Below are 11,633 nucleotides of genomic sequence, written 5' to 3' on the forward strand. Positions count from 1 at the left end.
CTCCTGTTTTGATGATTGACCGGGCTCTCGGCCCTTTGCCTTTGTCTGTCTGACTTTGCAATTTGCAATCACGTTGTCATGACATTGATGCAATGTAGCTTAGCGTTTTCGAAAGCAATCTAGGTAAAACACTAATGCGCTCGATGAATTCATGCGTAACGATGTTATGACATGAAAACAGACATCTTCATTGGCATCGACATGGGATCCACCGGCCTGAAGGCCGTGGCGTTCGAATCTGAGAGCGGCAGAAGCCTGGCCACTGCGGGCGATGCGCTGGTGCACCGGCGCAGCAGCGGCGGAGCCTGCGAGTTGACCACGGACGACATCCGCGACGCACTCATGCAGGCGCTGCGCAGCCTCGGCGATCAGCTGGGCGAGCACACCGCGCGGATCGGCGCGATCTGCTGCACCGGCCACGGCGCGGGCCTGTATGCGCTCGACGAGCACGGCGAACTGCTGCGCGGGCTGGCCGTCGCCTCGACCGACCAGCGCGCGGCGGCCCTGGCCGCGCGGATCGGCAAGGACCACGGCGCCGCACTCTACGACGAGGTGGGCTGCGAGCCCTGGTCCGGGCAACCCTCGCTGGTGATGGCGGAGCTCATCGCGCGCGGCGAGCTCGATGCGGGCAAGATCAGGCACCTGGTGTTCGCCAAGGACTATCTCGCATGGCTTCTCACCGGCACCTTGGCCACGGATGCAAGCGACGTCAGCACCGCAGGCCTGCTGTCGCTCGCCAGCGGACGCAGCTCGGAGCTCGCGTTCGACGTGGTCGGCCTGCCCGGGTTGCGCGGCGCCCTGCCCGAGTTGACGCCGAGCGGCACGCAGATCGGCAGGCTGACACCTGCGGCCGCGGCCCTGACGGGACTGCCCGCGGGCACGCCGGTGGCCATGGGGGCGATCGACCTGCTTGCATCGCTGCATGCGGTGGGCGGTGCGGCGCAGGGCCAGGCGGTCGCGGTGCTCGGCACCTGGTGCGTCAACGCGGTCATTGCCCCCACGCGCGAGACACAGCCCAGGGTGGCCGCAATCATGCGCTTCGGTCCCGCCGACCAGCGGCTCTACATGGAGAACAGTCCGTCCTCGATGGCCAACGTGGCGTGGCTCGCGCGCACGCTGCGTTTTCCCAGCGCGGCGGCCGTCGTCGAATGCGCCATGACGGTTCCGCTCGGTGCCGACGGCCTGCGCTTTGCACCATTCATCAACGGCGGCGGCTCGCCGCCCCACGCCACGGCCGGCTTCATCGGCCTGTCGAGCCACCATGATCGCGCCCACATGGCGCGCGCCGTCATCGATGCCGTGCTCACCCGGCACGCGGTGCACCTGCGCCATCTGGCCGCATGCCGACTCGGCGAGCCCGGCCGCGTCGCGGCGCTCGGCGGAGGAGCGCGTGACGTGCGCATGGTGCAACTGCTCGCCTCGCTGCTCGGGCACCCCGTGCAGCGCTGCGGCGACGACGAGACCGGCGCGCGCGGCGCGGCCATCTATGCGGCGCAGTCGCAGGGCGCCCCTGCGGACACACTGGCAGCGCGCTGCAGCACGATCGAACCCGACCACCTCGATGGCGGCGCACATGCCGACTTCTTCGCGAGCCATGGCGAGCTCATGCAGCAGCTCGCCCCCGCCTTCGCGCATCCTCACAAGGCCCGCCCATGAATCCCACCGCCAGCTCCAGACCCTCCGCCTACGTGCGGCCCGCAGCGCTCGACGGGCGGCACTTCTCCACCGTCATCATCGGCGCGGGGATCAATGGCGTCGGTGTCTTCCGCGACCTCAGCCTGCAGGGCGTGGACTGCCTCGTCGTCGACAAGGGCGACATCGCCAGCGGCGCGAGCAGCGCGCCCTCGCGCATGATCCACGGCGGCCTGCGCTACCTGGAGCACGGCTCCTTCGCACTGGTCGCCGAGGCCACGCACGAGCGCAACCTGCTGCTGCGCAACGCGCCGCACCTGGTCAGGCCGCTGAAGACCGTGGTGCCGCTGTCCAACCGCTTCGGGGGCTTCATGGGGGGCGCCCTGCGCTTTCTGGGCGCCCGGGGCACCGGCAGCCAGCGCGGCCTCTACGTGGTCTCGCTCGGACTGCGCCTGTACGACCTGCTCGGGCGCCGCGAACGGGTCATGCCCAACCACCGCATCACGGGCGTTGCCGCGAACGACCAGCGGCTGCTGCGATCCGGTGTGCGCTGGACCGCCGAGTTCTTCGATGCATGGATCCGCCATCCGGAGTGGCTGATCCATGAGCTCATCGTCGATGCGCACCGAGACCACCCGGGCAGCGTCGCGGCCACGCACTGCCGTGCGACCAGCTGCGAAGGCAAGGTGATCCGGCTGCGCGACGAGATCACCGGCAAGGCCATCCAGGTCACCGCCGACTGCGTTGTGAACGCCACCGGCGCCTGGCTGGACCAGAGCGCCCGCGTGATGAATGCCGATGCCGCGCGCGTCATCGGCACCAAGGGATCGCACCTGATCCTGGACCACCCCGAGCTGCACCGCCAGCTCGACGGCCGCATGGTGTACTTCGAGGCGGCGGACGGGCGCGTGTGCATCGTCTATCCCTTTCTCGACCGCGTGCTCGTGGGCTCCACCGACATCCCGGTGGACAACCCGGACCATGCGGTCACCGATCCTCAGGAGGTACGCTACCTGCTGGACGTGCTTGGCGAGGTGTTCCCCCGGCTGCATTTCGATGCCGCGCAGGTGCTCTATACCTATGTGGGCGTGCGTCCGCTCGCGCGCGCACCGGCGGACCGGCCTGGCCAGATCCCGCGCGAGCACAGCGTCGTCACCGAGGCCCCCAACGACCTGCGCCACGTGCCCATGGTCTGCCTCGTCGGCGGCAAATGGACCACCTTCCGCGCCCTCGCGCAGGACGCGACCGACCAGGTGCTGCAGGCGCTTGGCAAATCCCGTGTGCACTCGACCGCCGGATTGCCCATCGGCGGGGGACGCCACTATCCGCAAAGCGACGACGAGCAGCGCCGGCTGGTCGAGCAGCTGGCGCTCGAGAGCGACGTGAGCGTGCAGCGCGCGCAGGACCTGTTCTCGCGCTACGGCACGAGGGCGCTCGAAGTGATCGCCTGCGCCCGAGTGGACGGCGACGACAGGCCGCTGATTCACGCACCGGACTACTCCAGTTCCGAAGTGCGGTATCTTTGCCGCCAGAGCGGCGTAGCGCACCTCGACGACCTGGTGCTGCGGCGCACGCTGCTGGCCATCGGCGGACGCATGCACGCAGCCCTGTTGCAAGAGCTGTGCGATCTGGCGGCCCAGGCACTGCAATGGAGCGCGGAACGCGCACGGCAGGAACTGGACGCCTGCAGCCGCCTGCTGAGAGAACACCACGGAGTCGCGAGACTGAACACACTGCCCCACGCCGCACCCCACCTGCGGCAACATACCGCAACGACCGCCGTCTCCGCGCCGCCCCGCGCGGAACCGCTGTCACCCTCTTCCGTGCCGACATGAACGCCGAACTCGCCCCCACCATCGCCGCATCCCACCCCGTACTGGACCGCGAGGCCAGTACCCCGCTGTGGATACAGTTCCGCGACGTGCTCCGTGCGCGCATCCTCGGCGGCGAACTGGAGATCGAGGCCAGGCTGCCCACGGAGGCGGAGTTCGGCGAACAGTTCGGCATCTCCCGCATCGTCGTGCGCGAGGCGCTGGCCGATCTGGTGCGCAGCGGCCTCATCTACAAGATCCGGGGCCAGGGCGCCTTCGTCGCCACCCGCGAGCGCGACGAGGACTTTGTCTCCACCGTGCTCGGCTTCTCGGACGAGATGGCCCGCAAGGGCATGACCGTCCGCACCCAGGTGCTGGAGCAGACTCTGCGCGCCCCGAGCGCCCAGGAAGCCCGCGCGCTCGAACTCAAGGAAGGGGACAGCGTGGTCGCCCTCAAGCGCCTGCGCAGCGTCGACGGCGAACTGCGCCTGTTGGTCGAGACGGCGCTGCCCGCGGACCTGGCCCCCGGCCTGCATCGCGCCCGGCTCGAGAACCGCTCGCTCTACGACATTCTCAAGCGCCAGTACGGCCTGCGCATCGTCCGGGCCGAGCGCTGGATCGACGCCGTCATGCCCGACGAGACCACCCGCCAGCTGCTGGAAATATCGGACCACGAGCCACTGCTCAGGATCGAATCCATTGCCTATGGCGCCAATGGCCGGCCCGTGGAGCATTACCGCGCGCTGCACCGCTGCCAGTCGAACCGGCTGCATGTGAAAACGACGGCATAGTGCAGGTGGATCGCAGGGCATATAAACACCCTCCCGGAAACCGTCTGGGTCAATACCAGTCGAGGGTCCTCGATGCATCGAGGGAATGAATAATCGGCGGCGCTGACGTGGTGCCAATTGCTCCCACGTCATAATTTTTTCATATTCGTGGGATACCAGTTCAGGGGTGCCAGGCGGCCACATTAACCTTTGACGCCACCCGTGCAATTGAATTCAGCTATCCGGTAATTATTTTATTAGCTGGCAGAATCGGAATTAATTGTTCTATGAGTTAGACAAATGAACCGAGCTGCCTACCATGCAAGACTTCAATGACATGCTCTATTTCGCCGAAATCCTGGAGCGTGGCAGCTTCACCGCAGCGAGCAAGGCACTGGGAATTCCCAAGTCACGACTGTCCCGACGCATCAGCGAACTGGAGCGGCAACTAGGAGCACGGTTGCTGCAACGCACTACGCGCAAGCTTTCGCCGACCGAGGTAGGTGAAATCTACTTGCGCCACTGTCAATCCATGCGGGATGAGGCCGTGGCTGCGGCGAATGCGGTGGAGCAGGTACAAGCCGTGCCATGCGGCACCGTGCGCGTCACCTGCCCACCCACCCTGGCACGGACAGTGCTCGGCGAACTCATCCCGACCTATATGAAGCGCTGCCCCCAGGTGCGTCTGGAAGTACGCGTGCTCAATCGGCCCGTCAACCTGGTCGAGGAAGGCATCGATATCGCTCTGCGCGTTCGCAAATCACTTGAGGACAGTGGCAGCTTGGTGATCAAGCGCCTTGGAGAAGGTCGCGTGAGGATGGTGGCAAGCCCCGACCTGCTCGTGCGCCAGGGAACGCCTCACGAGCCGCAGGATCTGGAATACCTCGACAGCCTGTCGATCGCAGCAGATAACGGGCATGCCACACTGCAGCTATTCAATGAGGAGGGCACGGAGGCTCTGGTGCCGCTCAAGCCTCGCTATGTGGTCGACGACCTGCTGATGATGAAATTCGCCGCAATGAGTGGCATAGGCTTCTGCTGGTTGCCCGACTTTCTTTGCCACCAAGAAATTGAGGATGGCCGCCTTGTCGAATTGCTGCCCGAATGGACGCAGAGTGCCGGTATCGTGCATGCCGTTTTCCCATCACGCCAAGGCCTGCGGCCAGCGGTACGCAGTTTTCTGGACTTCCTTGGCGAAACCATACCGCAGCGCATCCGCCTCTGAACCTCAAGGAGCCTCCGCAAGACGCCTTGGATCAGGATGAGGCGGTACCTGTCTCCACTGCACACACGACGCAGCAGGTACACAGCTTCGATATTTTCCACTCGCACCCCTCGAGACAGGGAATTTCAATGAAGCGGGTATAAGAGTTCGTCGAAGCTCGATATGCCTCGCGCATATACATGCAAATCGAATGAAATATTTTCTCTCTCGTTTCCGATGTTGCGCCTTCAAACTGACCCCAATAGCTCTGCGGAAAAATAAACACCGTGCCGCCTTGCATCTCTGGCCCGACAAGATGAAGGGTATTGCCAACCCAATGGGTAGACACGTTCTCTTTTTTAAGTAGAGACTTCAAAAAGTCAATCAGCTGGTACTGAATTTTCATACAAACCTGCCCACCTCAACGACATCAATGAGTGTCATTGGGTGAGCGATGATTTTTACCATGGGGATCAATGAATTGACTCCATGCCCATGTAATCACCTCCTTGATTCCATTGGGACCCAGGCGTGGAGTATTAAAAATCTTTCCACTCCGGATGCATTCGTGCAATTTCTTTTGGTCGTCGAGACCCGCTCCCAGAAGCGCATTGCGTGTACGCAAGCTAAAGTCCTTGCCAAATGCGGTAGCGGCGTCACTGATCCTTTTTTTCTTAAAACCAACAATCACTCTGCTTTTAATCTTCATAGGTTGAAAACAAAAATGCCGCCGCCGCGAGATCGACACAAGAAAGGATGAGAAGGGTATTTTTTGCCTGACAGGAATCACGGCCATGGTTTGAAGTGCCGCGCTCCTGGATCACTCACATACGCACTCAAATTGTGCTGATGCAGCAATTCCCTTATTAGGTAGCGAATTTGGAAATATTTGTTCTATCAACCGAACAAATAGGAAATAGGCCTCATGCCCGTCATGCAAGACGCCAATGACGCACCCCGGCCGCGAGGAAGCGAAGGGGGCGAACTTTTCCGACAGGCGCGATCAAAATTGAATGACCCCGTCCGGGGGGCAGCCAGCCGAGAATTCCCCCGCAGATGGAAAGTCCCAACCAGGAATCCGGGCTTCCCGGGCCGGACATCCGGGCGGGTTCACTACGGAATTCCCCGGCATGCGCCCGAGGAGCCCTTGGTAGACATGGGGCTTGTGCTATTGAAATAGCAGAATTTATACCCAAGTAAAAAAGTTGGGAACTTATCCTTTAGCACTCGCTCCAACGGAGTGCTAACATGAACCGCATTGATGAAAGGATGTCCCTGATGACTCTGCAGACCGCATCGTCCTCGACGTCTCTGGCACCCGCCAACCCATGGGCCCTGGTGCCTCCGCTCGGGAACCTTGATGCTTACATCTCCGCTGTGAACCGGCTGCCGCTGCTCACCGCGGACGAGGAACAAACCTTCGCTCGTCGTCTCAAGGAAGACAACGACGTGGACGCCGCCGGGCGCCTCGTGCTCTCGCACCTGCGCCTGGTGGTTTCGATCTCGCGCCAATACCTTGGGTACGGGCTGCCTCACGGCGACCTGATCCAGGAAGGCAACGTGGGCCTGATGAAGGCCGTCAAGCGCTTCGACCCCGATCAGGGTGTGCGTCTGGTGTCCTACGCCATGCACTGGATCAAGGCCGAAATCCACGAATACATCCTGAAGAACTGGCGCATGGTCAAGGTGGCCACCACCAAGGCCCAGCGCAAGCTGTTCTTCAACCTGCGGTCGATGAAACAGGGTTTCAAGGCCGACGCCGCGCTGGACGATGCCGCAACGCATCGCGACACGCTGTCCGACCATGAGATTGATATGGTGGCCGAGCAGCTGAATGTCAAGCGCGAGGAAGTGATCGAGATGGAAACCCGCCTGTCGGGCGGCGATGTGCTTCTGGATCCGGCACCCAGCGACGATGGAGAACAGGCCTTTGGCCCGATCGCCTACCTGTCGGATGCAAGCCATGAGCCCACCGCGATGATCGAGCATGAGCAACGCGACCGCCTTGCAAGCGATGGCATTGCCACGGCACTGGAAGGCCTGGACGACCGCAGCCGCCGCATCGTGGAAGAGCGCTGGCTCAAGGTGAACGACGACGGCTCCGGCGGCATGACGCTGCATGAGCTGGCGGCCGTGTACGGCGTGAGCGCCGAGCGCATTCGCCAGATCGAAGTGGCCGCCATGAAGAAGATGAAGAAGGCCCTGGCCGAGTACGCCTGATGCCGACCGTACCCCGCCGGTCACCGGCGGGTCGATAATGGAGAGCGTGCAGTCCCTGGGCTGCACGCTTTTTTCTTGCCTCTCGAATCGACCAGGAGCGTTTTCGTCATGTCCTCCTCCACTTCCCGCTTGCGCCGCAGCCTGCTGGCAGCAGCCCTGATGAGCGCCTCGGCACTCGCACTCCCCGGCGCCCACGCGGCTGGCGGCAGCAGCACCGCCGGCACGCCCGGATGGCCCGCCAAGCCGCTGCGCATCATCGTGGGCTTTCCCGGCGGCTCATCCCCCGACCTGACGGCGCGCACGTTCTCCGAGCCGCTGTCGAAGATGCTCGGGCAGCCGGTCATCGTCGAAAACAAGGTGGGCGCGGGCGGCAACATTGCTGCCGACTATGTGGCCAAGGCCCGTGACGATCACACCATCGGCCTGTTCATCAACGGCAACCTCACCATTGCCAACCTGATCAACTCACGCGTGCCCTACAACCCGCAGAAGGACCTGGCACCGCTGACGCTGGTGGGCGTATCGCCGCTGGTCTTGACTGCGCCCGTGCATCTGGCCGATGTCCCCGACGGCAACGATGCGCGCACATTCCTGGCCGCCGCGAAGAAAGCCGGCGACAAGTGGAGCTATGGCACACCGGGCGTGGGAACCGTGGGCCACATCGGCACCGAACTGATGAAGGCCCGCACGGGAATTGCGCCCGTGCACGTGCCCTACCCCGGTTACCCGCAGGTCGCGCAGGCGATGCTGGGCGGGCAGCTGCAGATGGCGCTGCTGCCCCCGGCGCTGGCCCAGGCCCAGGAGAAGGCCGGCAAGCTGCGCCTGATCGGCGTGACGGCCGCGGGGCGCAGCACGCTGGCCCCCGATGTGCCGAGCCTGGCCGAAGCGGGCGTGTCGGGCCTGAACCTGGAGATGTGGAACGCATTCGCCGCGCCGGCGGGAATGCCTGCCGAGATCCGGGCGCGCCTGTCCGATGCACTGATCGAGATCGCGCGCTCGCCCGAGGTGCGCACCAAGCTGTTCCAGCAGGGTTGGCAGGCGGTGGGATCCTCCCCCGAGGGACTGGCCAACCGGATCAAGGCGGACACGGCGACCATGGGGAAGATCATCAAGGATCAGAAGATCCGCGCAGAGTGAGTTCGTGAGTACGGGCGGATTGCGCCCAGGCAGGACGCAGGGGCGCTAGTTACTCCGCGAGCAGGGCTTTCACGTCTGCCTGCAGCGCCTGCGCACCGCTTCCGTAGCGGTGGTAGACGCGCAGTCGGCCCTTGGGGTCGTAGACGTAGCTGCCCGCGGAATGGTCCATGGTGTAGCTCGTCGGAGTCTTGCCATCCACCTTCTTGTAGTAGATCTTGAAGTCCTTGGCCACGGCTGCCAGCTGTTCCGGCGTGCCCGTGAGACCCACGAAGGTGGGATCGAAATTCGCCATGTAGGCCTTGAGCACCTCGGGCGTGTCGCGCTCGGGGTCGACCGTGACGAACACGCCCTGCAGGCGGTTGCCATCCTCGCCCAGTGAACGCTTCACCTCGGCGAGTTCGCTCATCGTCGTGGGACACACGTCGGGGCATTGGGTGTAGCCGAAGAACACCACGACCACCTTGCCCGCGAAATCCTTCATGCTGCGCTGCTTGCCATCCTGGTCGGGCAGCGGCAGGTCCTTGGCGTAGTCTGCGCCTGTCACGTCGATGCCCTGGAACTTGGGGCTAGAGGACTTGGGCGAGCAGGCGGCGACCAGCACCACGGAGGCGGCAGCGACACCCGCCAGGGCGAATCGTTTCAGGGCATCACGCTTGTTCATCATGGCATCCACTCACAGCACATAGTGGTCGACCAGCAGCGCTGCAAACAGCACGCTCAGGTGGACCAGGGAAAAACGGAAGGTCTTGCGCGCGAGCGCATCGGAATAGTCGCGCCAGAGCAGGTAGCCATAGACGCAGAAGCCCAGGCTCAGCACCACGGCCGCCACCAGGTAGATCCACGAGCTCATGCCGTAGACGAAGGGCATCAGGCAGCCCGCGAACAGGATGAGGGTGTAGAGAAACACCTGCAGGCGCGTGAACTCGTTGCCATGGGTGACCGGCAGCATTGGCAGGCCCGATCTGCGGTAGTCCTCCACGCGGTACAGCGCCAGTGCCCAGAAATGCGGCGGGGTCCACAGGAAGATGATGAGGAACAGGATCATCGCCTCGGGCCCGACCTGGCCGGTCATCGCGGCCCAGCCCAGCACCGGAGGCATCGCGCCCGATGCCCCGCCGATCACGATGTTCTGCGGCGTGAGCGGCTTCAGGATCACGGTGTAGATGACCGCATAGCCGACGAACGTGGCGAAGGTGAGCCACATGGTGAGCGGGTTCACCCAGACGTACAGGATGACCGAGCCAATCGCGCAGAGGACGGCCGAGAACAGCAGCGTCTGCACATTCGAGAGCTCGCCCTTGGCCGTCGGACGCCAGGCCGTGCGCTTCATCTTCGCGTCGATGCCCTGCTCGACAATGCAGTTGAATGCCGCAGCCGCGCCCGCCACCAGCCAGATGCCGGCGCAGGCGACGGCCATCAGGCTCCATTGCGCGGGGCTGGGCATGCCGGGCACGGCCAGCACCATGCCGATGAAGGCACAGAACACGATGAGCTGCACCACGCGTGGCTTGGTGAGTGCATAGAACTGCTTGACGCGCGAAGGCATGTGTGCGCCGGAAGCCTGGGCCGCGGGCGGATTGCCGGCCGCTGCCGCAGGGGACGAGGAGGGAGGGGAAGTAGGAGCTGCGCTCATGCGGAAACTTTCGTGGTGCGCGCACGCACCGTATTCTGATCGGGGTGGCCGGACGCCGGGGCCGACTCGGCCACCTCTGCCGCATCCGCCGGCTGGCTGGCCGCCAATCCCCATGTCAGCACCACCAGCAGCGCCGCTGCGCCACCCGTGTGCAAGACCGCTGCCACCAGCGGCCAGTCCAGGACCACGTTCGACAGGCCGGTCAGGAACTGCAACACCGCAAGGCCCGCAAGCCATCTCGTCTGGTCGCGCAGCACGCCGGTGCGATGCATGCGCCACGCCAGCGCGAACAGCGCCGCCAGCACCACGTAGGCCGCCAGGCGATGCACGTAGTGGATGGCGGTCAGCGCCTGGAAGCTGATGTGGCTGCCGTCCTTGAGCAGGCCCAGCTCACGCCAGATCTGGAAACCCTGCGAGAAGTCCATCGCGGGCCACCAGCTGCCCTGGCAGGTCGGGAAGGTGGTGCACGCCAGCACCGCATAGTTGGTACTGACCCAGCCGCCGAGCAGCGTCTGAATGACCACGAGGAAGGCTGCCACGGCCAGGCCGATCCAGATGCCGCGCGGCACGCGCACGGGCTGCTGCTGCCTGCTGCCGAGCGTGCGGTGCACCGCCTGCACGCCCAGCAGGATCAGCAGCACCGAGCCGCCGATCAGGTGCGCGGTGACGATGGCGGGAAACAGCTTCATGGTCACCGTCCATGCGCCGAAGGCGCCCTGCAGGCACACCCAGAACAACGTGAACGTGGGCCACCACGGGCTGTGCTCCGGTGCGCCGGCCAGGCCCTTGCGGTACTGCCGCCACTGCCACCAGGCACCGATGGTCAACACGATGATCAGCACGCCGACGGTGGTGGCGAGGTAGCGGTGAATCATCTCCACCCAGGCCTTGCCATGCGTGACCGGACCGCTGGGCATGGCCGTCTGTGCCGCGGTGATTTCCTCGCGCGCGCCGACCGGGCTGGAACTGCCGTAGCAGCCCGGCCAGTCGGGGCAGCCCAGTCCGGAATCGGTGAGGCGCGTGAAGGCGCCGAACATCACCAGGTCAAACGTGAGGAACAGGGTCAGCACGGTGAGCGCCTGCAGCCTGCGGACCGGCGTGTGATGGCGATTACGCAGCCACACCCAGGTGATGGGCGCAAGCGCGATCACGAGGCCGAAAGCCATCAGCTCCAGCACCGGCGCAAAGTCGTACAGCGGCTGCATATCACTCATGTTCATACCCGG

General features: G+C 64.3%; 10 protein-coding genes. 6 read left to right on the forward strand and 4 right to left on the reverse strand.

Annotation, left to right across the window (positions count from 1 at the left end; translation table 11 throughout):
- Positions 1 to 171 precede the first annotated feature (171 nt).
- The 4 genes from H9K76_RS18850 to H9K76_RS18865 all read left to right on the forward strand — a co-directional run bounded on the left by H9K76_RS18850 (position 172) and on the right by H9K76_RS18865 (position 5,438).
- Complete coding sequence (locus H9K76_RS18850; RefSeq protein ID WP_187596832.1) at positions 172 to 1,656, forward strand: FGGY family carbohydrate kinase; 1,485 nt, start codon at positions 172 to 174, stop codon at positions 1,654 to 1,656.
- Positions 1,653 to 3,467: a glycerol-3-phosphate dehydrogenase/oxidase gene (locus H9K76_RS18855; RefSeq protein ID WP_187596833.1), complete on the forward strand. Its 1,815-nt coding sequence runs from the start codon at positions 1,653 to 1,655 to the stop codon at positions 3,465 to 3,467. The genes H9K76_RS18850 and H9K76_RS18855 overlap by 4 nt, the downstream gene beginning before the upstream one ends.
- Positions 3,464 to 4,234, forward strand: coding sequence for a GntR family transcriptional regulator (locus H9K76_RS18860; RefSeq protein WP_187596834.1), 771 nt, complete (start codon positions 3,464 to 3,466; stop codon positions 4,232 to 4,234). The genes H9K76_RS18855 and H9K76_RS18860 overlap by 4 nt, the downstream gene beginning before the upstream one ends.
- A gap of 298 nt (positions 4,235 to 4,532) precedes the next feature.
- Positions 4,533 to 5,438: a LysR family transcriptional regulator gene (locus tag H9K76_RS18865; protein ID WP_187596835.1), complete on the forward strand. Its 906-nt coding sequence runs from the start codon at positions 4,533 to 4,535 to the stop codon at positions 5,436 to 5,438.
- 409 nt (positions 5,439 to 5,847) lie between these two features.
- Here H9K76_RS18865 and H9K76_RS18870 read toward each other — a convergent pair whose 3' ends face one another.
- The gene (locus H9K76_RS18870; protein WP_187596836.1) at positions 5,848 to 6,213 is read right to left on the reverse strand and encodes a hypothetical protein; all 366 of its coding nucleotides are present in this window, start codon (positions 6,211 to 6,213) and stop codon (positions 5,848 to 5,850) included.
- A 482-nt stretch (positions 6,214 to 6,695) separates the two neighbouring features.
- Between H9K76_RS18870 and rpoH the strand changes: the two genes are divergently transcribed.
- Both rpoH and H9K76_RS18880 read left to right on the forward strand, forming a co-directional pair.
- The gene (gene rpoH, locus H9K76_RS18875; protein ID WP_187596837.1) at positions 6,696 to 7,637 is read left to right on the forward strand and encodes an RNA polymerase sigma factor RpoH; all 942 of its coding nucleotides are present in this window, start codon (positions 6,696 to 6,698) and stop codon (positions 7,635 to 7,637) included.
- A 108-nt stretch (positions 7,638 to 7,745) separates the two neighbouring features.
- Positions 7,746 to 8,774 carry a Bug family tripartite tricarboxylate transporter substrate binding protein gene (locus H9K76_RS18880; RefSeq protein ID WP_246475156.1) on the forward strand — a complete coding sequence of 343 codons (1,029 nt, stop codon included), beginning with the start codon at positions 7,746 to 7,748 and terminating at the stop codon, positions 8,772 to 8,774.
- Positions 8,775 to 8,823: 49 nt separating this feature from the next.
- Here the strand turns inward: H9K76_RS18880 and H9K76_RS18885 are convergent, their stop codons facing one another.
- The 3 genes from H9K76_RS18885 to H9K76_RS18895 all read right to left on the reverse strand — a co-directional run bounded on the left by H9K76_RS18885 (position 8,824) and on the right by H9K76_RS18895 (position 11,621).
- Positions 8,824 to 9,435 (reverse strand): SCO family protein, encoded by a 612-nt coding sequence (locus H9K76_RS18885; protein ID WP_187600735.1) that lies wholly within the window; start codon positions 9,433 to 9,435, stop codon positions 8,824 to 8,826.
- A gap of 12 nt (positions 9,436 to 9,447) precedes the next feature.
- Entirely contained in the window at positions 9,448 to 10,320 is an 873-nt protein-coding gene (gene cyoE / locus H9K76_RS18890; RefSeq protein WP_246475554.1) for a heme o synthase, read from the reverse strand.
- An 83-nt stretch (positions 10,321 to 10,403) separates the two neighbouring features.
- A complete protein-coding gene (locus tag H9K76_RS18895; RefSeq protein WP_187596839.1) occupies positions 10,404 to 11,621 on the reverse strand; it encodes a COX15/CtaA family protein in 1,218 nt (405 codons plus the stop codon).
- Positions 11,622 to 11,633 lie beyond the last annotated feature (12 nt).

The organism is Diaphorobacter ruginosibacter, assembly GCF_014395975.1.
In the GTDB taxonomy this organism is placed as follows: domain Bacteria; phylum Pseudomonadota; class Gammaproteobacteria; order Burkholderiales; family Burkholderiaceae_C; genus Diaphorobacter_A; species Diaphorobacter_A ruginosibacter.

What these genes read in the sequence shown, in the direction of transcription:
- H9K76_RS18880 (WP_246475156.1), top strand. Translation starts at nt 7,746, where the DNA reads ATGTCCTCCTCCACTTCCCGCTTGCGCCGCAGCCTGCTGGCAGCAGCC.
- H9K76_RS18870 (WP_187596836.1), bottom strand. Translation starts at nt 6,213, where the DNA reads ATGGCCGTGATTCCTGTCAGGCAAAAAATACCCTTCTCATCCTTTCTT.
- H9K76_RS18855 (WP_187596833.1), top strand. Translation starts at nt 1,653, where the DNA reads ATGAATCCCACCGCCAGCTCCAGACCCTCCGCCTACGTGCGGCCCGCA.
- H9K76_RS18885 (WP_187600735.1), bottom strand. Translation starts at nt 9,435, where the DNA reads ATGAACAAGCGTGATGCCCTGAAACGATTCGCCCTGGCGGGTGTCGCT.
- H9K76_RS18895 (WP_187596839.1), bottom strand. Translation starts at nt 11,621, where the DNA reads ATGAGTGATATGCAGCCGCTGTACGACTTTGCGCCGGTGCTGGAGCTG.
- H9K76_RS18865 (WP_187596835.1), top strand. Translation starts at nt 4,533, where the DNA reads ATGCAAGACTTCAATGACATGCTCTATTTCGCCGAAATCCTGGAGCGT.
- rpoH (WP_187596837.1), top strand. Translation starts at nt 6,696, where the DNA reads ATGACTCTGCAGACCGCATCGTCCTCGACGTCTCTGGCACCCGCCAAC.
- H9K76_RS18860 (WP_187596834.1), top strand. Translation starts at nt 3,464, where the DNA reads ATGAACGCCGAACTCGCCCCCACCATCGCCGCATCCCACCCCGTACTG.
- cyoE (WP_246475554.1), bottom strand. Translation starts at nt 10,320, where the DNA reads ATGCCTTCGCGCGTCAAGCAGTTCTATGCACTCACCAAGCCACGCGTG.
- H9K76_RS18850 (WP_187596832.1), top strand. Translation starts at nt 172, where the DNA reads ATGAAAACAGACATCTTCATTGGCATCGACATGGGATCCACCGGCCTG.